The sequence below is a fragment of the Proteiniborus sp. DW1 genome, from assembly GCF_900095305.1.
Lineage (GTDB): Bacteria > Bacillota > Clostridia > Tissierellales > Proteiniboraceae > Proteiniborus.
Genome location: NZ_FMDO01000058.1, coordinates 43,008 through 67,809, shown reverse-complemented (window position 1 = coordinate 67,809; position 24,802 = coordinate 43,008). Strand labels below are relative to the sequence as shown.

28 protein-coding genes and 5 tRNA genes are annotated in these 24,802 nt (G+C 32.2%); 24 read left to right on the top strand and 9 right to left on the bottom strand.

The window, feature by feature from the left end:
• Positions 1 to 49 precede the first annotated feature (49 nt).
• The 3 genes from DW1_RS14610 to DW1_RS14600 are packed head-to-tail and all read left to right on the top strand — an operon-like array spanning position 50 to position 3,000.
• Positions 50 to 1,120: a YkvI family membrane protein gene (locus tag DW1_RS14610; protein WP_074351664.1), complete on the top strand. Its 1,071-nt coding sequence runs from the start codon at positions 50 to 52 to the stop codon at positions 1,118 to 1,120.
• Positions 1,121 to 1,153: 33 nt separating this feature from the next.
• Positions 1,154 to 2,269, top strand: coding sequence for a DUF5711 family protein (locus tag DW1_RS14605; protein WP_074351662.1), 1,116 nt, complete (start codon positions 1,154 to 1,156; stop codon positions 2,267 to 2,269).
• Between the two features lie 41 nt (positions 2,270 to 2,310).
• A complete protein-coding gene (locus DW1_RS14600; RefSeq protein ID WP_074351661.1) occupies positions 2,311 to 3,000 on the top strand; it encodes a CvpA family protein in 690 nt (229 codons plus the stop codon).
• 54 nt (positions 3,001 to 3,054) lie between these two features.
• Here DW1_RS14600 and DW1_RS14595 read toward each other — a convergent pair whose 3' ends face one another.
• The 4 genes from DW1_RS14595 to DW1_RS14580 are packed head-to-tail and all read right to left on the bottom strand — an operon-like array spanning position 3,055 to position 5,732.
• Positions 3,055 to 3,429 (bottom strand): SHOCT-like domain-containing protein, encoded by a 375-nt coding sequence (locus tag DW1_RS14595; protein WP_242942516.1) that lies wholly within the window; start codon positions 3,427 to 3,429, stop codon positions 3,055 to 3,057.
• Between the two features lie 17 nt (positions 3,430 to 3,446).
• Complete coding sequence (locus DW1_RS14590; RefSeq protein WP_074351659.1) at positions 3,447 to 4,931, bottom strand: DUF4097 family beta strand repeat-containing protein; 1,485 nt, start codon at positions 4,929 to 4,931, stop codon at positions 3,447 to 3,449.
• Between the two features lie 18 nt (positions 4,932 to 4,949).
• Positions 4,950 to 5,315, bottom strand: coding sequence for a DUF2089 domain-containing protein (locus tag DW1_RS14585; protein WP_074351657.1), 366 nt, complete (start codon positions 5,313 to 5,315; stop codon positions 4,950 to 4,952).
• Positions 5,316 to 5,330: 15 nt separating this feature from the next.
• Positions 5,331 to 5,732: a hypothetical protein gene (locus tag DW1_RS14580; RefSeq protein WP_074351655.1), complete on the bottom strand. Its 402-nt coding sequence runs from the start codon at positions 5,730 to 5,732 to the stop codon at positions 5,331 to 5,333.
• 373 nt (positions 5,733 to 6,105) lie between these two features.
• On the opposite strand from DW1_RS14580, the gene yedF reads away from it, so the two are divergent.
• The 3 genes from yedF to DW1_RS14565 all read left to right on the top strand — a co-directional run bounded on the left by yedF (position 6,106) and on the right by DW1_RS14565 (position 7,335).
• On the top strand, positions 6,106 to 6,708 hold the full coding sequence (gene yedF / locus DW1_RS14575) for a sulfurtransferase-like selenium metabolism protein YedF (protein ID WP_074351653.1): 603 nt from the start codon (positions 6,106 to 6,108) through the stop codon (positions 6,706 to 6,708).
• Positions 6,709 to 6,720: 12 nt separating this feature from the next.
• Positions 6,721 to 6,987 (top strand): putative Se/S carrier protein, encoded by a 267-nt coding sequence (locus DW1_RS14570; protein WP_074351651.1) that lies wholly within the window; start codon positions 6,721 to 6,723, stop codon positions 6,985 to 6,987.
• Positions 6,988 to 7,128: 141 nt separating this feature from the next.
• Complete coding sequence (locus DW1_RS14565) at positions 7,129 to 7,335, top strand: DUF951 domain-containing protein (protein ID WP_200800538.1); 207 nt, start codon at positions 7,129 to 7,131, stop codon at positions 7,333 to 7,335.
• Positions 7,336 to 7,373: 38 nt separating this feature from the next.
• Here the strand turns inward: DW1_RS14565 and DW1_RS14560 are convergent, their stop codons facing one another.
• A complete protein-coding gene (locus DW1_RS14560) occupies positions 7,374 to 7,673 on the bottom strand; it encodes a hypothetical protein (RefSeq protein ID WP_074351649.1) in 300 nt (99 codons plus the stop codon).
• Positions 7,674 to 7,700: 27 nt separating this feature from the next.
• On the bottom strand, positions 7,701 to 8,180 hold the full coding sequence (gene msrA / locus DW1_RS14555) for a peptide-methionine (S)-S-oxide reductase MsrA (RefSeq protein WP_074351647.1): 480 nt from the start codon (positions 8,178 to 8,180) through the stop codon (positions 7,701 to 7,703).
• A 142-nt stretch (positions 8,181 to 8,322) separates the two neighbouring features.
• On the opposite strand from msrA, the gene DW1_RS14550 reads away from it, so the two are divergent.
• The 16 genes from DW1_RS14550 (at position 8,323) to DW1_RS14475 (ending at position 18,535) form a co-directional block, all read left to right on the top strand.
• Positions 8,323 to 9,441: a peptidase domain-containing ABC transporter gene (locus DW1_RS14550; RefSeq protein WP_347499887.1), complete on the top strand. Its 1,119-nt coding sequence runs from the start codon at positions 8,323 to 8,325 to the stop codon at positions 9,439 to 9,441.
• A 180-nt stretch (positions 9,442 to 9,621) separates the two neighbouring features.
• Positions 9,622 to 10,401, top strand: a complete 780-nt coding sequence (locus tag DW1_RS14545; protein ID WP_074351643.1) for a site-2 protease family protein — start codon at positions 9,622 to 9,624, stop codon at positions 10,399 to 10,401.
• 172 nt (positions 10,402 to 10,573) lie between these two features.
• A complete protein-coding gene (rpsF, locus tag DW1_RS14540; RefSeq protein WP_074351642.1) occupies positions 10,574 to 10,858 on the top strand; it encodes a 30S ribosomal protein S6 in 285 nt (94 codons plus the stop codon).
• Positions 10,859 to 10,881: 23 nt separating this feature from the next.
• Positions 10,882 to 11,346, top strand: coding sequence for a single-stranded DNA-binding protein (gene ssb / locus DW1_RS14535; RefSeq protein ID WP_074351640.1), 465 nt, complete (start codon positions 10,882 to 10,884; stop codon positions 11,344 to 11,346).
• A gap of 15 nt (positions 11,347 to 11,361) precedes the next feature.
• A complete protein-coding gene (rpsR, locus tag DW1_RS14530; protein WP_074351638.1) occupies positions 11,362 to 11,595 on the top strand; it encodes a 30S ribosomal protein S18 in 234 nt (77 codons plus the stop codon).
• Between the two features lie 221 nt (positions 11,596 to 11,816).
• A complete protein-coding gene (locus tag DW1_RS14525) occupies positions 11,817 to 12,143 on the top strand; it encodes a MazG-like family protein (RefSeq protein WP_074351636.1) in 327 nt (108 codons plus the stop codon).
• 10 nt (positions 12,144 to 12,153) lie between these two features.
• A complete protein-coding gene (locus tag DW1_RS14520; RefSeq protein ID WP_074351635.1) occupies positions 12,154 to 13,101 on the top strand; it encodes a DUF2232 domain-containing protein in 948 nt (315 codons plus the stop codon).
• A 22-nt stretch (positions 13,102 to 13,123) separates the two neighbouring features.
• Positions 13,124 to 15,130: a DHH family phosphoesterase gene (locus DW1_RS14515; protein ID WP_074351633.1), complete on the top strand. Its 2,007-nt coding sequence runs from the start codon at positions 13,124 to 13,126 to the stop codon at positions 15,128 to 15,130.
• The gene (rplI, locus tag DW1_RS14510; protein ID WP_074351632.1) at positions 15,130 to 15,579 is read left to right on the top strand and encodes a 50S ribosomal protein L9; all 450 of its coding nucleotides are present in this window, start codon (positions 15,130 to 15,132) and stop codon (positions 15,577 to 15,579) included. The genes DW1_RS14515 and rplI overlap by 1 nt, the downstream gene beginning before the upstream one ends.
• A 79-nt stretch (positions 15,580 to 15,658) precedes the next feature.
• Positions 15,659 to 17,002 (top strand): replicative DNA helicase, encoded by a 1,344-nt coding sequence (gene dnaB, locus DW1_RS14505; RefSeq protein ID WP_347499886.1) that lies wholly within the window; start codon positions 15,659 to 15,661, stop codon positions 17,000 to 17,002.
• A 41-nt stretch (positions 17,003 to 17,043) separates the two neighbouring features.
• Entirely contained in the window at positions 17,044 to 17,622 is a 579-nt protein-coding gene (locus tag DW1_RS14500; protein WP_074351630.1) for a GNAT family N-acetyltransferase, read from the top strand.
• A 468-nt stretch (positions 17,623 to 18,090) separates the two neighbouring features.
• A tRNA-Lys gene (locus tag DW1_RS14495) sits at positions 18,091 to 18,166 on the top strand.
• Between the two features lie 5 nt (positions 18,167 to 18,171).
• Positions 18,172 to 18,246: transfer RNA gene (locus tag DW1_RS14490), tRNA-Glu, on the top strand.
• 9 nt (positions 18,247 to 18,255) lie between these two features.
• Positions 18,256 to 18,331: transfer RNA gene (locus DW1_RS14485), tRNA-Val, on the top strand.
• Between the two features lie 33 nt (positions 18,332 to 18,364).
• A tRNA-Asp gene (locus tag DW1_RS14480) sits at positions 18,365 to 18,441 on the top strand.
• A gap of 18 nt (positions 18,442 to 18,459) precedes the next feature.
• Positions 18,460 to 18,535: transfer RNA gene (locus DW1_RS14475), tRNA-Thr, on the top strand.
• 157 nt (positions 18,536 to 18,692) lie between these two features.
• On the opposite strand, the gene DW1_RS14470 is transcribed toward DW1_RS14475, so the two are convergent.
• The gene (locus DW1_RS14470) at positions 18,693 to 19,679 is read right to left on the bottom strand and encodes an ATP-binding protein (RefSeq protein WP_074351628.1); all 987 of its coding nucleotides are present in this window, start codon (positions 19,677 to 19,679) and stop codon (positions 18,693 to 18,695) included.
• Between the two features lie 5 nt (positions 19,680 to 19,684).
• Complete coding sequence (locus DW1_RS14465; protein ID WP_242942515.1) at positions 19,685 to 20,737, bottom strand: DnaD domain-containing protein; 1,053 nt, start codon at positions 20,735 to 20,737, stop codon at positions 19,685 to 19,687.
• A gap of 135 nt (positions 20,738 to 20,872) precedes the next feature.
• On the opposite strand from DW1_RS14465, the gene DW1_RS14460 reads away from it, so the two are divergent.
• Both DW1_RS14460 and DW1_RS14455 read left to right on the top strand, forming a co-directional pair.
• Entirely contained in the window at positions 20,873 to 21,652 is a 780-nt protein-coding gene (locus tag DW1_RS14460; protein ID WP_074351625.1) for a gluzincin family metallopeptidase, read from the top strand.
• A 178-nt stretch (positions 21,653 to 21,830) separates the two neighbouring features.
• A complete protein-coding gene (locus DW1_RS14455) occupies positions 21,831 to 23,369 on the top strand; it encodes a M23 family metallopeptidase (RefSeq protein ID WP_074351624.1) in 1,539 nt (512 codons plus the stop codon).
• Positions 23,370 to 23,409: 40 nt separating this feature from the next.
• On the opposite strand, the gene DW1_RS14450 is transcribed toward DW1_RS14455, so the two are convergent.
• The gene (locus tag DW1_RS14450; protein ID WP_083605701.1) at positions 23,410 to 24,741 is read right to left on the bottom strand and encodes a S8 family peptidase; all 1,332 of its coding nucleotides are present in this window, start codon (positions 24,739 to 24,741) and stop codon (positions 23,410 to 23,412) included.
• Between the last annotated feature and the right edge of the window lie 61 nt (positions 24,742 to 24,802).

The window sequence follows — 24,802 nt, the reverse complement described above, 5'->3', positions numbered from 1 at the left end:
CAAGCCCAAAACTCATAGAATTTACTAACTAAGAGTAGGAGGCTTGTGTATGAAAAGCTCATGGAAGGAATTAGCCAGTGTCTATATTGGCACTGTGGTAGGTGCTGGGTTTGCAACAGGACAAGAAATCATTCAATTTTTTGGGGTCTATGGATACAAGGGGATCTATGGAATTATATTTGCAACATTTCTGTTTTCTATAATGGGAGCAATAGTATTATATAGAGTATTTAAAAATAAAATTACGTCCTATAGTGAATACATAACTCCACTTTTTGGACGAAGAATAAGCAAAATAATGGAGTTAATTATTATATCTTATCTTTTTATCGGATATTGTATAATGCTAGCAGGCAGTGGAGCAGTATTTGAAGAGCAATTTAAATTACCTTTTAATATGGGTATCTATGTCATGGCATTTTTGTGCTTTTTAACATTTATATTTAGTGTAGAAGGAATATCCTTTGTAAATAAAATTGTTGTGCCATTTTTAATTATTGGCATTATTGTAGTAGGTTCAGCTGTAATTCTAAAGGAAGGATTTGTTTTTAGCAACTTTATTGGGGTTAGTATAACTAAAACAGGAAATTGGGTAACATCAGCCTTGCTTTATGTAAGCTATAACAGTATATCGGCATTAGTAATACTGACTTCCATTCTACCTATTTTAGATAGCGAAAAGCAAGCAATAAAAGGGGGCATATTTGGAGGGTTAGGTCTTGGAGCTATGGCGATATTTATTTTATTGCCTATCCTTATATTATATACTGATGTATTTAGCATAGAGATACCTATGTTAAAGATTGCAGGTTTTTTAGGGCAATGGAGCAGATATATGTATTCAGCTATACTTTGGCTTGCGATGTTTACTACTGCTATTGGGAATGGCTTTGGATGCATTAATAGACTTATTGGTTCATATAAGAAAAGTCAGATAGGTATCTCAGCAGTTTTTTGTATAATATCTATTCCATTAGCTAAAATAGGATTCTCTAGCCTAGTATCAATAATATATCCTCTTTTTGGATACCTTGGACTTTTTATGCTAGTGTATATTATTGTCGATGAGTTTATGTATATTTTAGGTATATCTAGAAGGAATTTATATAAAAAAAAGTGAATTACATTTATTAAATTAAAAGGGAGGGATATCATGATTGCAAAAGAAGAAAAAAGAAAAAGTAACAAACTGGTATGGGTAATTATTTTATTTCTAATAATTGGTCTCATGTTTTTAGGTAAGCCTTTTAAAGGAAGAATACAGGATTTGTTTAAGCAAACAGAGAAATCCTTGGAGTTAGTACAGGCCATTAATATTCCTTGGAATAAGGAAGGTCATACAAGGAGTTATGAAAGAGCTATTATAAATTATGATGGTAAAAGCATTAGCTCTTATGATATAGCAGGGGACAAGCTGTGGTCAAAGAGTATAGATTTTGATGAACCATTAGTTTATTTAGGAGAAAGCAGAATTTTCATTGGAGATAAAAGTAAGGGCCAAATTGTTGCATTAAATATTGATGGTGAAGAGGGGTGGACCTATAAAGCAAGACAATCTATAGATAAGTTTGCAGAAAAAAATGATCTGTTAATCATATATACAAAAGCAGGGGAGCAAATTGATCAAATTAATGTTTTAGATAAAAAAGGGAAGTTGCTGGCCAATACTATTATAGATAAAGGGAGACTTTTATCTAGCAATATTTCTCCTAATCACGATAAGTTTGTACTTGTAACTATGGACTTTTCAGGAAGCAAAATTCAAAGCAGTATTCTATTATACACCATAGAGGGGAAACTCTTATGGAAAAAAGATTATACAGATTTAATAATTCTAGATGCAGATTTTATGAATGATGACGCTATATTGGGAATCAGTGATAGGAAAATAATAAGTTTAAACATGGAAAGTGAGTTGTTATGGAGTAGGGACATAAAAGGTAGACTAAAGGATTTGAAGCTAGCTCCTAAACAGAAGGAAATATATATATTATATGGGGAAAAAAGAGACTGCTTAGAAGTACTAGAGGTAAATGGAAAGACTAAGAGCAAGCTAGAATTAGATTATTATTATAATAATATTTATACAGATAAGTCAAATATTTATCTAACAGGAGAAAATAGGCTAACTGGTATACGTGGAAACGAAGCTTTTTTAGAATACATATGTGACAATAAAATAGAAAACTTAGGGTTTCAAAAAGATAGTTTTCTTTTATTTACTAAGGAAGGTTTAATTATTGGGAAATTGTCAAATAGAAAACAGTAGGATAATAAATAAATTAGTATGACATAAAGGAAGGTGTTTAGATGAACTGGGTAGATATATGTATTTTTGCTATTCTTGCATTAAATTCATTAATTGGATTTAACCAAGGTTTTATTGTTTCAATTTTTAACTTAGCTGGACTTATAGTATCGTATTTTGTTGCTACATTGTATTATCCGATAATAACTCAAGTCCTATTAAATAATCAGGCAGTTTATCAAAAAGTTAGAGGTTTTGTTGACAAAAGGCTATATTCAGTATTTGAAGAAAAAGCAGATATATTTGGTACTACGTCACTTTTAGAGGACTTAATGTTACCAAAACCGCTAGTAGATATTATATCAAAAAGCCCTAAAGTAGATTCATATACATCTCAGGTCTCAAAGGCTGCTATAGACATAATGTCAGAAGCTATAACAGGGATATTAATAGATGTAATAAGCTTAATTATTGCATTTATCATCGCAAGGATAGTGCTGATTTTCATAATAAGGATTTTAAATGTATTTTCCAAGCTTCCTATCTTAAGTCACTTTAATAAGCTTTTAGGCTTAGGTTTTGGCTTTATTAAAGGTATTATAATCGTTTTTATTATATTTGCAGTTGTGACTCCCCTTATATCAGTATCACCAAACGGGACAATAGCAGAAGGTGTATTTGGCTCCACTGTAGGATATTATCTATATGATAACAATATACTTTTAAAATATTTGAAAGATTTAGTACTGTAATGTGGTGTAAATTTAAGAGTCAAATAAAACACGGTGCGGTAATGCACCGTGTTGTTATTCAACTATTATTTCTACTTTTTCTCCACTATCGCTTTCGATATCTATTATTTTACCTTCTGCTCCATTTTTAATTAATTCAGCTATCTCATTAAAATCAATATCCTTAATGTCTGAGTTTTTTAACTCAGGAGAGAACTTTGTAGCCATTTTTAGGCCTACATCTACTAGGGCTAATGGAATATTTACATTTACTTTTGTATTATCCTCAGGATCTCTAACTTTTATTTTTAACCATTTAGAGGACTTGATCATAGGAAGCTCTTCTTTTTCTTCTAATGCCCCTAAAAGCTCTAATCCATCCTTAGATGTTATTTTTCCTTCTTCAATCATCTTAAGAATTTGCATTTTTTCTTCTTTTAAATAAGACACTCTAATACCCTCCTTTGTTATATTATTCTTATGGAACCATTTGAAGTTGAAGCAACTATATTAATTTGATTATCAGCTTCTGCATCATATGCACTGTGTGCTAGTATCTTTTGTTTACCAGGGTTACTTTGCTTATTTAAATCATATATAAGACTAGGTATTTCTACATCTATCCGGCCCATGGAAGTTTGGGCATCTATGTTATATGCTTTTTTATGATCATCTATGCTTATTTCTATTGATGAATTTGAAGTATACGACTCTACTTTACGTAAATTTGATGTTTCTATGTCAATTATTTTTATACTTGCATTAGAAGTTTTAGAGAAGATAGCTGACGCAGCTGAATCTTCAACTTTTATAGATGAATTTGAGCTGGTTAATATCATCTCATTAGATTGTGTGTCTATTATGTTTATCCTACCATTTCGTGTAGTGGCTACTAAGTTTTCACAATTAGCATCTTCAACATTTATACTAGCATTTGATGTAACTAATTCTATTTCCTTTGCATTTAAAGCCCCTATAGTTATTGCACTATTGTTAGTACAGGCAATTACTCTACTAGAACGAACGTCTTGTATTTTAATTGAACCATTGCTTGTATCTAGTATAAGTTCATTAGTTTTTACATCATTAGTCTCAATTCTTCCATTAGAGGTCGACAGAAGGATTCTATCATAATGAAAAGAAGGAACATATACTTCAAGGCTTGTACCTATGCCGTTATTATATCTAGGTTTAAATACTAACTTATTATCTTCCTCTATAACTTCATATACTGGTTGACTTTTATCGTATATCGACTTCTTAACAGAGCATTTGGCTTTAATACGGATATTATCACCTTCACCAGAGAGAAGTACTACCTTACCATTTACTCCGTGGATTTCAAGAATAGGAGAATCCAAGCCCAAAATGTTTCTTTCTATGGTTTCAACTATAGTTTCATAGCTACCTGGAAATATACTAAAAGACCCTTCCCCAATAAATCCATCTACCATTTTAAGGACTTTTTCTGTAATTGACGTGGCACTTTCGGCTAATTCCTCGCCTACTTTCTCCATTTTTTCGCCGAAGCTTTCACCCCAATCACCCATTTTATCACCAAAGTTTTCACCCCACGCTTCAGCTTTTTCACCTATACCTTCGCCCCATGTTTCTATTTTTTTCTCAATACTATCTCCTATACGATCTAGTTTTTTTGATTTTTCATCTAATTTTTTTTCTAGTTTTTCAAACTTGCTAGATAATTTTTCATCTTTAATGCTGTGATCAAACTTATCTTCTTCATGAATAAAACCAGTGTATTTTTCATTTTCATGAGGTGACTTCATTTCACTGTCATCGTGCTTATCTTGAGTTGATATGGTTTCAATATGGTTATGGAGTTCTTCTTCTATCTCTAATTCATCCAATGCTTGAAGAAGTTTAGAAGCTTCTTCACTTGTGATTTTGCCTTCTTGTAGCATTGTAAGTACCATTAATCTTTCCTCACTCACCACAAACCCCTCCTAATACTATTCTTCCTTTAATAGTTTTACTGCTTCTTCCGCAGTTATTTCACCTGCACTAAGCTTAGCTAGAACCTCTTTTTTATCAACTCTTGGCTCATGCTTAACACTATATCCCAAAGCCTCTATAACGTTTTCTAGCTTACTTCTAACTGTTGGATAAGAAATTCCTAGTTCTTTTTCAATTTCTTTTATATTACCTCTGTTCTTAATAAAAACTTCAACGAAATTTTTCTGATCTTCAGTTAATCTACAGAACTTACATAAAGTAAATTTACCCTGTATAGTTGTTTCGCAATAGCTACAGTGAAGTCTAGTAATATCCATTTCGTGACTGCATACTGGACATCTTCCTATCGCTTCTTTTTTCATAATATCCACCTTTCTCTATAAAACTGATATTTTGACTACATCTTTATCGCTGCATACATCAATAAAATCAAAGGGACCATGTGCTTTTAATGCTTTAATAAATTCACTGATGTCCACATCCTTGAGTAAATCAAGAGCCATCATAGAATTTTCGTCCATACCTTTATTGTGCTTAGCTGCTAAGGGAGCAACTGATAGGCCAAGTTTGCTTAAGGATGAGAGTAACCAAAAAGGTATACCAGGTAGCCTGATTTTCCTATCATCATCTCCATCAATTATTTCGATTTTTAACTTTTTTGCAGGTTTCACCTTGCTTATTGCATTTTCGTTTATGTTTTTTATTAGTTTTACAGCTTTCTTGCAGTCTATTTCTCCATTTTCTAGTCTAGTAAGAATATTTCTTATTTCCTCCTTCAAACCAATCCCTCCTCTACACCGATAATTAATTACTTTCTTTTTCTATTTCGAAGAAAAGGGTATAATAAGAATATGAATTTGTTTTATACTAATGATATTCAACAAGATGGTAGACTTTTTTAAAAAAATGTTCTTTTATTAATAGCTCTAACATTCCCTTTAACTATATAATAGTATTATAAATTAACAAAGTCAATATTAATTTTAAAAATATTAATAAGCAAATTAAAAATATTAATTGGATATCAATAAAAGTTAAAAGCTATAGATAAAACCTATAACAAATACTGCGATTATAGACAACACAAATAGGTGAGCTATGAAAAAAGCAGTATACTTATATATAGAGATTTAAGTTGAGGAGGAATATAAAGTGAAAAGAGAAGTTGATGCTAGAAAACAGGCTTGTCCAAAACCAGTTATAATGACTAAAAAAGCATTAGATGATATAGCAGATGGAGTAGTGACTACTATTGTAGATAATGAAGTAGCAAAAGAAAATGTATCTAAGCTTGCTAAAAGTCTAAACTATGAATATAAAGTAGAAAAGGGTCAAGCTGATGAGTACTATATTCATATTACAAAAGGAGAAGTAGCTAAGGAATCTTATGAAGATAATGCTTGTCCACCTAATATTTTTAAGGATTTGGTAATAGTATTTGGTAATGATAAGCTTGGAGAAGGCTCAGATGAGCTTGGGAATATACTTATGAAAGGATATATTTATACTCTAACTGAGTCAACACCGTTCCCTTCTGCATTGCTATTTTTAAATAGTGGTGTTAGACTTACAGTAGAAGGCTCTCCAGTGTTAGACGATTTAAAGAAGCTCCAGTCTGAGGGAGTAGAGATATTATCTTGTGGAACTTGCCTAGATTTTTATAATTTAAAGGATAAACTAAGTGTTGGTGAAGTAACTAATATGTATACAATTGTAGAAAAAATGAAAAATGCAACAAACACAATAACTTTATAAAAGGATGGTAACATGAAGGAAGAAGTATATTTTGTAGTAGCCTTTGATTCAACACATTATGCAATACAAGGCGAAAAGACTTTAAAAAACAGTAATATTGATATAAAAGTAATACCAACTCCCAGAGAAATAACCGCAAGCTGTGGATTATCCATAAGATTTAATCCAGAGTATTATGAGAAAGTAAAAAATGTTTTAGAAGAAGCTTCATTATCTATAGGTGGTATATATAAGCTAGTAAAGAATGAATCTGGTAGATTTGCAAGCAAAGTTAGTTAGTCTGAGGAGAATTTTTAACTTTATTAAAATGGATAAAAGTTCACTTAATAGCTAAAATATAATATAATATATTTAAAGCCAAGCTACTTCAAGTATGTCAATCATAAGGAGTAGCTTTATTGCGGTTAGGGAGGTCTTATAGTGATTGTTAAATATAATGTTGGAGATGTGGTACAGCTTAAAAAAGCCCACCCCTGTGGTGAAAATAAATGGGAAATCATGAGAACAGGAGTCGACTTTAGGCTTAAATGCTTAGGCTGTGAACGTTTAGTATGGCTGGCTAGAAGAGACTTTGAAAAGAGAGTTAAAAAGGTTATTATCAGCAACTCTCAGTCAGCAGAAGAGTAAGGAATGTAATAGTGTTATTCAAAAAAACAAGCCCTTGACTATTCGCTCAAGGGTTTGTTTTTTTCTACCCATTCTATCATTTCTTTTTCTGCAATACCATAATTTTTAGATTCTTCTAAGTGCTTCATAAATACTTCATAGGCACCATCAATTATTTTTAGTTGTTCATCAGTTGGGTTTTCTTCCTTTATTAGCTCTTCTCTGGTTTCATTATAGGCCCCCTTGTATATTCTAAAAGGGAATTCCATATCTCTATAATTAATAGGAAGAAAGCCTGCTCTTAAATTACAGTTTACTCTAAATCTTATTAAGAAGGCTTGAAAAAAGTCTTTATCCATTGTTTTTCACCTCGCTAAGTCTATTGTTTACATAGAGCTTAAATCTATATGACAATAGCCTCCAGGATTTTTCTTTAAGTATTTTTGATGATATTCTTCTGCACTATAGAAGCAGTTCAAAGGCTCTACCTCTGTCACTATTTTTTTGTCATATTTTTTTTGCTCTTTTTCTAATGATTTTTCTATAATAGGTAAGTCTGCATCGTCTATATAGTATATTCCTGTTCTGTATTGATGACCTACATCTCCACCCTGTTTATTGATAGATGTAGGATCTATCACCTTCCAAAATTTGTCTAGCAACTCTTCTAATGAAATGATATTTTCGTCATATCTGACTATGCAAGCCTCTGCATGGCCTGTGTTTCCCTTACATACATCCTCATAGCTAGGATTATGAGTTGTACCATTTGCATAACCAACTCTAGTCTCTATTATCCCATCTATTCTAGACATATATTCTTCTACACCCCAAAAGCATCCTCCTGCCAATATGATTTCCTTCATTAGTAGGCACCTCCAACTTGAATATCTTTATGATTATATAATCCTATTATACACGATAATCTCTATAAAATATAAATTTTTATTTCTAAAAGAAGTTTTTTAATCGATACTAGTGGAAATAACTCTGGATAGGTTATACTAAATAGGACAGGTTTTCTCCGAACATGATATAATAATATTAGGAGGAGAAAAAGTTTTTATAGATAAATGGTTGAAAAGCTATGATGTTGAACTGAGATCTAGTAAGCACATAAATATCATTCAGATAATAGCAGATGCTATAACTTCAGCTATTAGAACAGTAATCCCAATATCAGTTTTATTGCTAGGGGCTAAAATGGTTCAGCAAGATATTATATCAATAGGAGTTTTATTTGCATTTAACTCTGTATCAGGAGCTTTTGTAGATCCAATTATTAGCATTGGTCAGAATGTTTCTACTATTGTTGCACTAGATGTTTATTTTAAGAGGATTAAGGATGTAATTAATAGTACACCAGAGCAAGTTGAGCTGGAAAACAATGAAAGATTTGTGTTAAATAGTATTGAATTAAGAAATATATCTTATAAATATAATATGTTTGGAAATAACATAATAGAGGACATAGATATGTATATAGAAAGAGGACAAAGTGTTGCTTTTGTTGGCCTATCTGGGTCTGGGAAAAGTACTATTTTAAAACTATTATTGGGAATTTATAAGGTTTCTTCTGGAAAGATACTATATAATGGAATTGATATAAATGATATGGATGTAAGAAGCTTAAGATCTTCTGCAGGTGTGGTACTACAAGAATCCAAACTATTTACTGGAACAATTAGAGACAATATTGTAATGAATCGTGATGTTACAGAAGAGGAACTTATATCTGCATGTAAAAAAGCCCTTATATTTGATGATATAATGAATACACCTTTGAAATTTGACACTATAGTTTCTGAGCAAGGTATGAATTTTTCTGGTGGACAAAGACAGCGTATATTAATTGCACGTGCTCTTGTCAATAATCCTTCTATGATTATTTTTGATGAAGCTACAAGCAATTTAGATAATTTAATAGAAAAAGCTATTTATGAAAATCTTAATGAGCTAGATTGTATAAAAATAATAGTAGCTCATAGACTATCTACTATCAAAAATGTTGATAAAATAGTATGTATACACAATTCAAGAGTAGTAGAAGTTGGTAATCACGACGAGCTTATGAGTAGAAAGGGTTTTTACTACTATCTATATGAGAACGAGGAGAAAAACAAATAAATGAAGTAAATATAAGCAGGCTACCAAGTATAAAGAGCCTTATTACATTGTAATGTGCAAAAACGGTGACTCTTTTCCATAGGAGCTTGGGTAAACTTATATCATTAGCTATATTGACTAGAAGCCCATCACTCCTTAAGTGGTGGGCAGTTTATTTATATTAATATTGGGAGTGATGAAATGATAAGTATAATTAGGCATATAGCTTATGCATTGTTTATAATAATTGGCTCTTATTTACTGTGGTACTTTTCTATTATCATACATGAAGTTGGGCATCTGATAGCAGCTCTCATTAATGGACACAGATTTATTTCAATCACTGTAGGTCCTGTTAAGATATATAGAGCTGAGAAAGGACTAAAAATTTCTTTTTTTAAGGAATGGAATGGGCTTTGCCAAACTGTACCAGAAAAAGATGTGATTATGGACTCAGAAAAGTTAAACAGAGTCACTAGAAAAGTAATTTTAGCTGGTCCAATATCTAATGTTATTTTTGTTTTACTACTATTTATATTAATATTTGTGTTTTTTGGAAATAGTCGAATGTTACCAATTATTTTATCACTGACACTTGCGCCATTAGTTTTTACAATTTATTCTTTTAAAATTGAATTTGATGGTGGATGGTCTGATATTGCAGTATATTCTATGCTAAAAAGCAAAACAAAAAAAGAAGTTATGGAAGCCTGTTTAAGAATTCATTATCTAGTGCTTAGTATAGACTCAGTTGATGAACTAGAGAGGGGCACAAGTATTAAAAACATAAATTCTAGTGATATAGATTTATTATTAAGTTCTGGTGATGTTAGATTTGAATACTTGGCATTATGGTATGCATATGAATATTATAAGGCTATTGGCAATATAGCTAAAGCAGAAGAAATGAAAGGAAAGCAATCATTATTACATGATAAAGTAAATGAATTGGCTAGAAGCAGTTTAATGATACATGATTAATATTAAAGATATGAAAAATAGTTATCTAAATCTGTTGTTAGAAAGAAAAATGATGTTTATGATAATTTTTATTGTATTTATACATAATAAGTGATATAATACTGTGATGTAGTATGTTATCCTTGCTCTATTAAATAGATAGGGCCGTTTAGTCCAAAAGGAGGTGAAACACATGAGAAAATATGAAATTGTTTTAATCTTTGCACCAAATATGGAAGAAGAAGCAAGAAATACTCTTGTTGAAAGATTCAAAGGTATAGTTGAGACAAATGGTACAGTTGATAATGTTGATGTATGGGGAAGCAGAAAGCTTGCTTATGAAATCAATGATTTTCAAGAAGGTTACTATGTACTATTAAATATCACTTCTGGTGCAGATGTTGTAGATGAAGTAGACAGAATTGCTAAAATTACAGACAATGTAATTAGACACATGATAATTAGAGAAGATGAATAATAGAGCCGTATGGGGGTGTAATTGTGAATAGTGTAGTACTCATTGGAAGATTGACAAGAGACCCTGAACTGAGATATCTGTCTACTGGAATGGCAGTTTCTAGATTTAGCATAGCGGTGGATAAAGACTTATCGAGAGAAAAAAAGCAGGAATTTGAGAGTAAAGGACAACCTACGGCAGACTTTATAAATATAGTAGTTTGGGGAAAACAGGCTGAAAACTGTGCAAACTATTTAGTTAAGGGCAGACTTGTAGCAATTCAAGGACGTATTCAAACAGGAAGCTATACAGCTCAAGATGGAACTAAGAGATATACTACAGATGTAGTAGCTGATAGAGTTCAATTCCTTGAATGGGGAGAAGCTAGACAAGGTAGCCAAAGTCAAAATAGAGAATTTAATCAAAACTTTAATCAGAGCAGAGATTTCGGTATGGATATAGATATGGATGGATTCCATCCTACGGACGATGATGATATTCCATTCTAGAAGGAGGGAAAGAGAATGGCACAACCAGGAAGAAAATTTAGAACTAAGAAGAGAGTTTGCAGTTTCTGTGTTGATAATGCTACTAGCATAAGCTATAAAGATGTAAATAAGCTTAAGAAATATGTTACTGAAAGAGGAAAGATACTTCCTAGAAGAATTTCAGGAAACTGTGCTTTACATCAAAGACAGTTAACTCGTGCTATAAAAAGAGCAAGACAAGTTGCACTTTTACCATATACAGCAGACTAATTTTAAATTTAAATAGTATAGAAGAGAGGTATATTATATAATATGTAGTATATCTCTTTTGTTTTTTTTATGACCTAACCCGATTTCCTGAAATACTCATATACTCACTCAATTGACATAGATAATGCTTTTGCATAAAAAATTACTTTATGGATTATAATGCATAAAAAAATAGTTAAAGGGTCAATGGTTTGGTATAATGTATAGAGGGGGGATTAACTATGTCATTAAATGACAAGAATATTGATGTGACAAAAAATATAAAGGTAATAGAGTGGCTTAAAAGCGAGCTTCTTATGGCTGTTGCTTCCTTATATGATCTTCTAGTAAGGGGTATTCAAAATAGTCACGATGCAGTTCTTGATGCAATATCAAATGTAATATTTGTAACATACTTACTTGGAAAAAGACTCGGTGTATCCTATGAAAGCATAGATACAAAAGTAGAAGAAAAAGCTAAATTGGCTCTTTTAGAGGAACATAAAATTGAGAAGTGGTATGGAGACATAGGTAGTTTATTGGAGCATTTAAAGAGAAAAAGAGTTTGAGGTGAATAAATTGAACTTAGGAGAAAAAACAACCCGGATTGCAGAGACTGCTATTATAACAACAATTATGACATTGATTATAATTTTTGGGTATAGTATAGTTCCTATAATCATATTTTTTTATCCTGTACCTTTTATAATTCTTGGAGTAAGGCATAAGACAAGATACAATATATATTCAATAGTATGCTCTAGCATACTAATCGGAGTACTCACTGATATATTTACTGGGATTCTAATATTTTTAGCATTTGGGTTGATTTCTATAGTACTAACCTATATGATAAATAATAAGTATAAACCACAGCAAATATTAATTTGTGGAGCCATGGCTGCCATAGTAACTATACTAATATCAATAGCAATTATGGGGTATGTGACAGGTGTTAGCTTCTTATCCGAGATTAATGCTACTTTGACGGAATCTCTGAGGATTCAGCTAGACATACTAAAAGAAATGCAGCTTTCTACATATGAAATGTCTGTAATAAAAGATATGTTAATAGCAACAGTAGAGACTATAATAATAATGATACCTGCAATTATAATAATTTCTTCTGTTTTCATTGTATATCTGAACTATTGGATGTCTACTGCAATACTTAAAAGATTAGGCTATAAATCAGTTGAAATACCTAGATTTATGCACTTTAGGCTTCCTAATAATGCTATAATGGGTTCTTTAGTCATAATAGGAGCAGCTTTAGTATTTAGATATATGAAAATTTTATATTATGAGACAATATTTATTAATACGATAATTTTAATATCCTTTGTTTTTTTCATTCAAGGATTGTCAGTTGTGGTTTTCTTGATGAATAAGAGAAAGATGCATAAGATTGTAAAGGCCATAATTATTTTTCTAATAATTATAAATGTTCCACTGAGTTTAATAATTTCACTCATAGGATTCCTAGATGCAGGGCTGGATTTTAGAAAATTGAAAAGAGTGGAATAAACTCCTTAGGGGAGGAAAAGTTATGTCAAATAAAAGAATATTTAATATTCTAGTTCCAGATTCAAAGCTCTATTTGCTAATAATTGGAGTTCTAATAGTTATTATTGCTTTCTATGAACCGAGGATTGCTGCAATAGGAGTGTTACTATTAGGATATCTAATATATTATCATTGGAAAAACATCCATCTTAAGAAACTAGAATGGACAAAGTATATAGAGAGCTTGACTACTGGACTAGATACAGCTACAAAATATGCTATAATAAACTTGCCAATACCTCTTGTAATGGTGGAAACTGATGGTACAATTACTTGGTATAATACAAAATTCCTTCAGATAGCTGACTCAGAAAAGCTCCTAGATGAAAACATTAAGGATATTATGCTAGGATTTAACATAGACAGTATTCTGAATAGGAAAGAAGACACACCTATAGAAGTATCTATTAAGGACAAATATTATAAGGTTCTGTATAATGTTGTTCAGAAAGGCAAAAGCAGAGAAAATAGAGAAGAATATATTATAATGCTATATTGGATAGATAATACAGGTTTTACGACATTAAAGACTAAGTACAATGATGAAAAGGTTAATGTAGGTATAATTCAAATAGATAATTATGACGATGTCAGAAACAACACAGATGAAGCCAGTAGACCTATAGTGTTTGTTGAGGTAGATAAAATTCTTAACTCACTAGCTTCTAGAGTAGGCGGGTTTATTAGAAAATATGAAAATGACAAATATTTATTGGTTTTTGAAAATAAATATTTAGAAATTCTAGAAGCTAAGAAATTTGAAGTTCTTGATAGTGTAAGGGAAGTAGACTTAGGTAACGGAATACCTGTAACACTAAGCATAGGTATAGGAGTAAATGGTAAAAGTCTTAGTCAACAATTTGAATATGCAAATGCTGCCCTCGACATAGCTTTAGGTAGGGGTGGGGACCAAGCAGTTGTAAAAAGAATAGATAAATTAAGTTTTTATGGAGGAAAGAGTAAGGCCGTTGAGAAAAGGACTAAAGTAAAAGCAAGGGTAATATCTCATGCTTTAAGACAGCTTATTGACCAATCGGAAAAAGTTTTTATTATGGGACATAAGAATGGAGATATGGATAGCTTTGGAGCTTCTATAGGGATATATAGGGCTGTTAAAAATAGAGATAAGCAAGCCTATATAGTTTTAAGCGGAGTAAATCCATCTATAAAAAATATTTTTGATAGACTAAAAACAGAACATCCAGAGTATTTAGAAGATATTATAACGCCAGAGCAAGCTAGAAATTTAGCAGACAAAGAATCTCTGTGTGTTTTAGTAGATAACCATAGACCAAGCTATGCCGAAGCACCTCATCTTCTGGAAATAATTGATAAGGTTGTGCTTATAGACCACCATAGAAGAGGGGCAGACTTTATTGAGGACCCAGTATTATCTTATCTTGAACCATATGCATCCTCTACATGTGAGTTAGTTACAGAGATACTTAATTATATGGGAGAAAAGATAAGTATCAATAAGTTTGAGGCAGAAGCTCTTTTGGCAGGTATCACTGTAGATACTAAAAACTTTACTTTCCAGACAGGAGTAAGGACATTTGAAGCTGCATCCTTTCTAAGGAGGGCAGGAGCTGATACTACTTCTGTGAGACAACTTTTCAAGGATGATATAAATACATTTATTACAAAAGCTGAGGTAGTAAAAGAAGCTAAAATAATAGACGATAAAATAGCCATATCTAAACTAAGAAAAGAAAGCAAGGATTCTGTTCTCATAGCTGCTGAGTCAGCAAATGACCTTCTCAATATAAATGGAGTAATGGCATCTTTTGTTTTAGTTGTCAGTGATGGAAGAATACACATTAGTGGAAGGTCCCTAGGTGATATTAGTGTACAACTTATACTAGAAAAGCTAGGTGGCGGTGGTCATTTAGCGGTGGCTGGAGCCCAGCTAGATAATGTGGATATAGATGAAGCAGAAGAAATGCTAAAAGAAGCAATAAGAGAATATTTTGAGGAAGGTGAAAAATAATGAAGGTTATTTTACTTCAAGATGTAAAAGGACTAGGCAAAAAAGGAGAAATAGTTAACGCAAAGGATGGATATGCAAGAAACTTTTTATTTCCTAAAAATCTTGCTAAGGAAGCAACAGAGGGAAATGTGAAAGTATTAGAAGAACAAAAAGCTGCAAAGAGAATTAAAGAGGAAGAGGAGCTTGCTAAAGCTAAAGAACTAGCAGAAAAGATATCAGAATTGACTGTAGAGTTAAAAGGAAAATCAGGTGAAAATGGGAAGCTATTTGGTTCCATAACAACAAAAGATGTATCAGATGCACTTAAAAAGCAACATAATATAGACATAGATAAAAGAAAAATGGACATTGAAGGTGGGAACATAAAGACTATAGGAACTACCATAGTAGATGTAAAGGTATATCCTAATGTTTCAGCAAAATTGAAGGTAAAAGTAACAGAGGAATAGACTAGACATTACAAGATACTTGATGCACTTACTCATCTAGTATCTTGTGTTCGTTATACACAGTTAAAGAGGTGATAGTATGTCAACCGAAATGCAAGCATTAGGCAGAGTACCTCCTCATAGCATTGAAGGTGAACAGTCAGTATTAGGTTCAATGATACTTGATAAAAATGCAATAATAGCAGCTACAGAGATATTAAAGCCTAGCGATTTTTATAAGGAAGCTCATAGGGAAATATATGAGGCAATTTTAGAAATCTATAATAGAGATGAGCCAGTAGATTTAATAACTTTGTCTGATGAGCTTAAAAAAAGGAATACCTTAGATGCTGTAGGAGGAATTTTATATCTTGCAGATTTATCTGAGGCTATTTCTACTACTGCCAACATAAGATTTTATTGTGAAATAGTTGAAGAAAAATCAATACTAAGAAGACTCATTAGTGCTTCTAATGATATTATAGCAAAGGGATATGAAGCAGATGAAGATATAAATGTAATCATAGACGCAGCAGAGAAAAAAATATTTGAGATTACTCAAAAAAGAAGTAGTGAAGGGTTGGATCCTATAAAAGAAGTGCTTCTTGAAAGTTTCTCTAGAATTGAGCAAATGGCATTAAATAAGAGTGATTTGACTGGGCTTACAACAGGTTTTATAGATTTGGATCAAAAGACATCAGGCCTCCAAAAATCTGACCTTGTCCTTGTCGCAGCTAGACCATCTATGGGTAAGACTGCCTTTTCCGTTAATCTTTCAGTTAATGCTGCATTAAAAGGAAATGCATCGGTAGCCATATTTAGTCTTGAGATGTCAAAAGAACAGTTGGTACAGCGTATGTTAAGTTCTGAATCTCATGTGGAACTACAGAAGATAATAAATGGTAGACTAGATGAAGAAGATTGGCCAAAGCTTTTAAGGGCCATGGGACCACTGTCTCAAGCTAAAATATTTATTGATGATACACCAGGTATTACTTTAATGGAAATGAAGGCTAAGTGCAGGAGACTTAAGATGGAGAAGGGTTTAGACCTTATAATGATAGATTACTTGCAGCTAATGTCAGGTGAAGGAAGAAATGAAAATAGGCAGCAAGAAATTTCAGCTATTTCAAGAGGATTAAAAGGGTTGGCTAAGGAGATGGATTGTCCAGTAATAGCCCTATCACAGCTATCTCGTGCACCTGAAATTAGGGCTGATCATAGACCTATACTTTCAGATCTTCGTGAATCTGGAGCCATAGAGCAGGATGCTGATATTGTAATGTTTCTATATAGAGATGATTATTATCACCCTGATTCTGAAAAGAAAAATATTGGGGAAGTTATTATAGCAAAACATCGTAATGGACCTACAGGTACTGTAGAGCTAGTATTTATGGGAGAATACACCAAGTTTTTAAATTTAGAAAAACCGAGACAATAGAAAATTGTGAAACCACACTCTAAAATCAGGGGGAGAGGCTAGTGTGTGAAGTAAGAGGAAATAGGGTTAAGGTAAGGTTGCTGACATATGAAGATGTGCTTGAGATGAGAAACTGGGGTAAGCATGATGATCCATTATTTAAGGACTATAATTTTCCGAATTTTAGTGATGATGAGGTTAGAAGCTGGTTTAATTATAGGACTTCTAGAAAAAATACTAGATGTTTTTCAGTTTTAGATGAGGAAGATAGAATGATAGGCTATATAAATATAAGGAACATCAAAAAGATAATGAGAGCTGCTAGACTTGGCATAGTATTTAATCCTGATGTACTGAATAGAGGATATGGTTCTGACGCATTAATGGCCGTATTAGGTTATTATTTTGATGTTATGAAAATGAATACCTTGTATTTAGATGTGGCTAAATTTAATAAGCGTGCAATAAGATGCTATGAAAAATGTGGATTCAAAATAACACGAGAGTACCAATCAAAGCACTCAAACCTTATGGAGCAAGCATACGATGAGAAAAGTCATGTATGGAATGAAGAGTATTTTACAATCAAAAATAATATAGTTTATTGTAAATACTATGAGATGAAGGTTCAAAAAAGGTAATCTATATATGTCTTATCCACATAATAGTATCGAACATTTGTGCATATGTCTGTTAGTATGTGGATAAGTCAATTGATTTTTTTAAAAAACTGTGGATAAAAATAGGTTTGGCGCATAAGCTAAACCTATTTTTATAAGGAATAGAAAAGTTTTACTCTGTAATTCTTATAACCAAGAGCCTTCTATTAATGAGCTTCAATAAAAGTCTTTTTGATTTATAAAAATTTGATGGATAATTTTTTGTAGTTATTTTTATAGCAGATATTAAAGCCTTGCTTAGGTGTTATTATTTAAAGAACCTGATCTTATATTCTCCAAGAATAGCTTACTTAGTTTTATATCATCTTTATAAAAGCGTATTTAGACTGTATATATTTTGGGACATATTACCTTTTAAAAATTATAAAAAAACTGTTGACATTGGTTGTCCTATGCTGTAATATATTAAGAGTAGTCCAAAAAAGACTTGACCCATTAGCTCAGTCGGTAGAGCACCTGACTTTTAATCAGGGTGTCCCGCGTTCGAGTCGCGGATGGGTCACCATTAATGGCCCTATGGTCAAGCGGTTAAGACATCGCCCTTTCACGGCGGTAACCCGGGTTCGAATCCCGGTAGGGTCACCATAAAATAATGGGCGCATAGCTCAGCTGGGAGAGCACCTGCCTTACAAGCAGGGGGTCATAGGTTCGAGCCCTATTGCGCCCACCATTATACTGCAAAGCAATAAATTAATTACTACCTGGCCTGGTAGTTCAGTTGGTTAGAATGCCAGCCTGTCACGCTGGAGGTCGAGGGTTCGAGTCCCTTCCAGGTCGCCATTTTAAAGTAAGGAATATGCTGGCGTAGCTCAATTGGCAGAGCAACTGACTTGTAATCAGTAGGTTGAGGGTTCAATTCCTTTCGCCAGCTCCATATAAAAAGGCTGTTTTGATTGTTAGAATCGGGACGGCTTTTTTCATATTTATAGAGCGAGTATATACAAATCTAAAGCTTTAAACACAAAAATAGCAAGATGGCTCTATCTTGCTATTTTGTGTTTAAGCTATTGTTTTTGAAATTATTATTTATCCTAAGCTTCCCATCTTAGATCAGGTCCATAAAATTTAAGTGGAGTAAATTTTCCAAAGACTCTAGAGAATGTCCTATTATCATAGGTTTCTGCTATTTCCATTAAGGAAAGATTAGTAGAGATAATAGTCTTATTCCTTCTAAAAAGCCTGGAATTTATGATATTAAATATTTCCGTATTAGTGAAAGTATTTGTAAGTTCAGTCCCTAGATCATCAATTATTAAGAGGTCAGCATCAAACAATAAATTATAATTATTATCGTCCATATCAACTTGTGAGCCTTTCCTAAACCTATGCTCTTCGATTATTTCTAAAATTTTAAAAGCAGTTTGATATATTACTATTTTTCCTCTATCTAATAGAGCTTTTGCTATACAGTTGCACATAAACGTTTTACCCAAGCCTGTGGTGCCATAAAAAAGCAAATTCTCTTCATTATCCTCGTCAAAGTTAATACAAAAACCTTCACATATATTTAGTATATTTAACATGTTTTCTCTAGGAGAATACTCTTCACCTTCAAAGGGCTCAGTTGAAAATATGTTGATGTCAAATGTCTTAAAGTTTTCTTTTTCAAGGACATGTTGAACCCCAGACATTTTATAAGCTTTATTTATAAGCTCTTGTGTGAGACAATTGCATTTTGAGCCATTTTTTAAAAAACCAGTATCATTACAGGAATTGCATGTATAATTAATGTCTAAGTACTCTAAAGGAATATTGTTTTCAGTCATAAGTATGGCTTTTTCTCTTTTTAACTTCTCCATTTCCGTCTTTATTTTATCCAAGCTTTCTTCATAAGACTGCGAGTTTTGAAGCATGGCAGTGGCTATTAATATTCCAGTTTTAGATATTTCAGTATCTATTTCTCTTAATCTTGGAATTTTGTTATATACTTCTTCTTGTCTAAGTTTTTGCTGAAATAGCGCATTTTCTCTTCGTTTTTCATATTCTCTTAATATTTCCTTTATGTATGACTTATCCATAATAATCATCCTCTTCTTTTTCTTGCAATAGCTTCTAACTCTTCAGGAGTATATTTTGCAGTTCTTTGTTCTGCAGTATGGAATCTAGTTTTAGCTTTAGCACCTCTTGGTGAAGCAGTACTATTGGAGCTTTGATAATTAGGAGGTTGAGGCTTATCTTTCACTGCAATATCATCTACTGAGGATATTCCTTTCTCTTTCCATTTAGATAATATCCCGTCTATGTAATTAACACTTGGATTTGCAGTTTTTTTTGTATTTTCACAGGCCTTTAGTATGACTTCCATAGTAAACTTCCATTCATCAAACCATTTATCTATTACTTTCATCTCTGCTTCACTTGGAGTCCTACTGCTAAATCCTAATGATTTCATTATTCTATCATAGCTATAAAATCTCTCATCCTGAGTTTTTGAATGCTTTTCAAGCATATCAAGATTTGTAATTCCCATATCATACCAGTTTCTTACTATACCCTCAACATAGTTAATATTTCTTTTACCTTTTTGTTCCACAGCATAAAAGAATGCTTTAACTATTACTTCAGGACTCATATTGTAGTTATATAGCCATTCTAGGACTTTTCTTTTTTCATTTGGAACAAGCTGACGTCTTACTATATAGTCAATAGAAGTAAACATTTCATTAATACTTGGAATTTTATTAGATTCAACCAAATCCTCTGCAGTACATGTATAGATAGAAGTGTTATTTTTTATAGAATTTGCTTGAGACTTTAATACATAATTGTTTTTAATATATAGTTGCTTTAAATTTAAAAACTCAACCTTATAATCATATTCATCTGCATCCTCCTTTTTATGCTTTACAATGATTCCCTTTTGTTCCCAGAAGTCCCATGCTTTTAATACATCAGTCAAAGGAATATTTAATTGTCTAGATATACTTTCGTTGTTTACACAGAGTTTCTCGTCATCATCCTTAGCATATTTATATCCTAATAAATAAACTTTTACATACGTACCGTCTGCCATAGGCATATAGTCATTTATAAAAATATTCTCTATAGGAGTATCACCAAAATCTAAATCAGTCACTTCTAAAAAGAAGGACATACATATCACCTACCAATCAACTTATTACATACAAATATTATATCATACCTTTGGTCATATTTCTTATAGAGTAAAATATATTAATAACAGGACAACAAAAATACTAGGAGGTAAATAATGAAATATTTAATAAAAAAGATTATAATTAAAATTCTCTTGCTCCTCTTAGTAGCAGCCGTACCTATAGCTTTATATATTTTCATAGAAGATGATGTCCAATTGACATGGAATATAAACACTATTAAAGAAATGAACAAATATACTATTAAAGCAGAGTTCTTCCCAGCGCAGGAGAAGCTATCTGTGTTAGAAAATATAGAGTATATAAACAAGACTAACAAAAGTATAGATAAGCTATTTTTTCATCTTAATGAGATAATTATGCTCGAAAATGTAAAATATCAAGATGTTGGAGAAAAATCGTCCAATAAAGAGGAAAAACTACTTACTAAAATAGGAGTGATAGAATATGTGAAAGTGAGAAACAAAAAAGCTAGCTATAAAATAGTGGGAAAAAACAACAGTTTATTAATGGTTAATTTAGATAAAGAGTTAGAGGAAGGAAATAAATTAGATATTGAAATAAAGTATGAAATGGATATCTCTCATTTAGCGCATATTTCAAAGGAAGGAACAACTAAATATATATTAAGGAACTGGTATCCTATTGCAGCAGAATATAATAATGGATGGAAGCTTGAAACCACATATAAAAAAAATAAACCTGATGATGTAACTAATTATTATTTAGCTAATATAATAGTTCCAGAAGGAGTTAAGGTAGAAGCATTAGGTAGATTAATCGAAAAAGTAAAGGTTAAAGGTAAGTATAACTTTAAATTTCAAGGTCAGGATACCTTAGGTTTTAACGTTAATATTATATCGACAAAAAATTAGATAATAATATGTATAATAGAGTATAAAAGAGTAGCAATATGAAAAAAATAACAAAAATATGGACTTTAAATAAGGGTTGTCAAATGATAAAAATATGATATAATCTAGTTGTGCGAAAAATTACAATCCTGTTACAAAAGGATTACTGTTATATTACAGGATGGAAGGGAGCTAGATCATGAAGGGCTCGAAAGAAAATCGAACCAAGAGTTTATTAAATATCAAACTAACTCAAATTAAGAAATTTATTACTGAGAAAGCTTCTAGTGTTAAGAAAATAAATATTGAAATACCAAAAGATAAATTTAAAAGGTTTAAAAACTTGAAGTTTGATAAGAACATTTTAAACGCAAGAACTGGCATAATTGCAGTAGTTGCCATTTTATTTCTTACCTTTTCTGTAGTTAAGTTTTATCAATATCAAAAGGAAGTAGAGCATGAAATTGCTACAAGAGCATTTAACGTTAAGCTTGGAAACATAGATATTGGAGTCGTTAGAGATAAACAGGATGTATTAGATATATATGATTCTATACATAAGAGTTTGGTAAAAGAACAAGGACTTGATGTAGTCATAAAAGAAAAATTATCCTTTGAAGAAGTTCATGCAGAAAATGAAGAACTGACTAATAAGACTAGTATTAAAAATAAAATCAAGTCAAATATAACGTTTAATGTTGTTGCATATGCAATTAATATAAATGGAGAAGATTTTTCATATCTAAAATCTGAATCCATTGCAAAGGAAATAATTGAAGAGATTAAAAAGCCTTATCTTCAGATTGCAGAGCAGGAAGGCTCAAAAATTGAGGAGATAAAAATAGTTGAAGATGTAAAGATAGTGGAAAGAGAAGTACCAGTTTCTAAAATTGAAGACCCTGATAAAGTTCTTGAACTACTTCAGAAAGGAACCGATGAAGAAAAAATTCATGTAGTTGAGAAAGGCGAAAATTACTGGACGATAGCAAAGAAATATAATATAAGTGTAAAAGAACTAGAAATGGCTAACCCGGGTAAGAATTCAGAATTAGTACATCCAGGTGATGAACTAAGCTTAATAGTGCCCAAGCCTTTTTTAACAGTAGCAACATACGAAGAAAAAACTTATACTGAAAATATAAAATTTGAAACCCAATATGAATACAGTGACAATATGTACAAGGACCAACAGTCTGTAAAGAAAAAAGGAGTAGAAGGTAAAAGCGAAATAGTAGCTAAAGTGGAAAAACATAATGGAATAGAAGTGGCTAAGGAAATAATTAAAGAAACTATATTATCCCAGCCAGTTGCACAAATAGTAATTAAGGGAACTAAGAACCCGCCTCCTAAGCAGGGAACAGGAAGCTTCCAAATGCCTACTAGAGGTACTCTTACATCTAGATTTGGAAGTAGATGGGGAAGAGCCCATACAGGTATAGACCTTGCTGCTAGGACAGGTACTGCAATATATGCAGCCGATGGAGGAACTGTAACATTTTCAGGATCTAATGGTAGCTATGGATATATGGTCGAGATAGATCATGGTGGAGGATTTACCACTAGATATGCTCACTGTAGTAAGATATATGTGAAAAAAGGAGAAAAGGTGTATAAGGGTCAACATATAGCTGCTGTAGGTAATACAGGCAGAAGCACTGGACCTCATCTACACTTTGAAGTTAGGAAAAACGGAGTAGCTCAAGATCCATATAAATATTTAGGTAAAAATTATCAATAGAGTATAGCAAAGCCCACATCTGTGGGCTTTATTATTTTTACTATTTATCACTAATTGCTAGAATCAATAAGATTAGAACTAGGATTATTATAATATCATTAAAGGAGTTTGATGACGCTACCTTCTTCTCCTTCTTAGGGGGTAGCGGCGATATGGGAAAACGTGGTCTAAGTGGTGGTGTAGTTTTAGGAGGCTGACTTTCTTCAGCTTTAAACAGTTTTCTTAAGTCTATGATTCCAGCTCCTTGATTTTCTTGCTTATCCTTTAAGTCATTACATGAATTCATGAACATGGCTTTTACTTGACTTGGAGTCAAATTATTATATTTGCTATATAGAAGAGCTGCGGAACCTGATACTAAAGGAGTAGCCATGGAAGTACCGCTTGATGTAACATATCCATCGGCTGACTTATTAGATAAAGACATTATACTTACTCCAGGAGCCACTACATCAGGTTTTTTTAACCCTTCCTTTGTGGGACCTCGACTTGAAAAGTTAGCAATTGTATCATCACTGGGATCAGCAGTTCTCTTATCATCTACAGCCCCTACTGTGATTACATTGGGACTATTTCCAGGAGATAAAATAGTTTTAGCTGAAGGGCCACTATTTCCTGCTGCCACTATTACAGTAAGACCGGCTTTAGTAGCTGCTTCAACTGCTCTTACTAAAGGGTCTGAACTTATGGCATTGTTTGCTGGACTTCCAAGTGAAAGGTTTAAAACTTTCGTATCATATTGATCCTTAGTCTTAACAACCCATTCTATAGCTGATACTATATCAGAAGTATTTCCGCTTCCGCTTTCATCTAGAGCTTTTACAGCTAAAATATTGGCACTAGGAGCTATACCCATATATTTTCTGTTTGAAGAAAAACCGTTTGAAGCGATTATTCCAGCAACATGTGTTCCATGACCATTGTCATCATAGGGTGCTGTTTTATTGTTTACAAAGTCCTTAAATCCAATAATTCTATTTTTTGGTTTTGTTAGATCATTGTGAGGTGCCACGCCTGTATCTATTACTGCTACAGTCACACCTTCACCTGTTAAGCCTATTTCACGAGGAAAACTGCCTCCTATGGAAGCATTGGCGATGTCTAGTAGAGCAAATACCTTTGAATCATAGCTTATATATTCAATGCTTGGGTCTTTAGATAATCTATCTATTTCACCCATATGCATATTTAATGCAATGGCATCAACTAAAGGAAGGTTTCTTTTAATTTTACCCTCCATATTATGAGCCAAGTTATTTAGCTTATCCTTATGGTTTTCTCTGACTCTAACTATAACAGGAAGCTCTTCATTAGATAGGGTTTGTAGTTTTGCACTTAAAACAGGGCATATTTTTGAATTCATTCTTCTCATTACCTTCACCTTCCTATGCTTTAATCTATGCAGCAGTATCAAAAAGTGTTAATAAATTTTA

Coding starts and splice junctions, on each gene's coding strand:
- DW1_RS14605 (WP_074351662.1), top strand. CDS start 1,154: ATGATTGCAAAAGAAGAAAAAAGAAAAAGTAACAAACTGGTATGGGTA.
- rpsR (WP_074351638.1), top strand. CDS start 11,362: ATGGCACAACCAGGAAGAAAATTTAGAACTAAGAAGAGAGTTTGCAGT.
- rpsF (WP_074351642.1), top strand. CDS start 10,574: ATGAGAAAATATGAAATTGTTTTAATCTTTGCACCAAATATGGAAGAA.
- rplI (WP_074351632.1), top strand. CDS start 15,130: ATGAAGGTTATTTTACTTCAAGATGTAAAAGGACTAGGCAAAAAAGGA.
- DW1_RS14585 (WP_074351657.1), bottom strand. CDS start 5,315: ATGAAAAAAGAAGCGATAGGAAGATGTCCAGTATGCAGTCACGAAATG.
- DW1_RS14525 (WP_074351636.1), top strand. CDS start 11,817: ATGTCATTAAATGACAAGAATATTGATGTGACAAAAAATATAAAGGTA.
- DW1_RS14455 (WP_074351624.1), top strand. CDS start 21,831: ATGAAGGGCTCGAAAGAAAATCGAACCAAGAGTTTATTAAATATCAAA.
- DW1_RS14600 (WP_074351661.1), top strand. CDS start 2,311: ATGAACTGGGTAGATATATGTATTTTTGCTATTCTTGCATTAAATTCA.
- DW1_RS14460 (WP_074351625.1), top strand. CDS start 20,873: ATGAAATATTTAATAAAAAAGATTATAATTAAAATTCTCTTGCTCCTC.
- DW1_RS14545 (WP_074351643.1), top strand. CDS start 9,622: ATGATAAGTATAATTAGGCATATAGCTTATGCATTGTTTATAATAATT.
- dnaB (WP_347499886.1), top strand. CDS start 15,659: ATGTCAACCGAAATGCAAGCATTAGGCAGAGTACCTCCTCATAGCATT.
- DW1_RS14515 (WP_074351633.1), top strand. CDS start 13,124: ATGTCAAATAAAAGAATATTTAATATTCTAGTTCCAGATTCAAAGCTC.
- DW1_RS14470 (WP_074351628.1), bottom strand. CDS start 19,679: ATGGATAAGTCATACATAAAGGAAATATTAAGAGAATATGAAAAACGA.
- DW1_RS14610 (WP_074351664.1), top strand. CDS start 50: ATGAAAAGCTCATGGAAGGAATTAGCCAGTGTCTATATTGGCACTGTG.
- msrA (WP_074351647.1), bottom strand. CDS start 8,180: ATGAAGGAAATCATATTGGCAGGAGGATGCTTTTGGGGTGTAGAAGAA.
- DW1_RS14450 (WP_083605701.1), bottom strand. CDS start 24,741: ATGAGAAGAATGAATTCAAAAATATGCCCTGTTTTAAGTGCAAAACTA.
- DW1_RS14560 (WP_074351649.1), bottom strand. CDS start 7,673: ATGGATAAAGACTTTTTTCAAGCCTTCTTAATAAGATTTAGAGTAAAC.
- DW1_RS14570 (WP_074351651.1), top strand. CDS start 6,721: ATGAAGGAAGAAGTATATTTTGTAGTAGCCTTTGATTCAACACATTAT.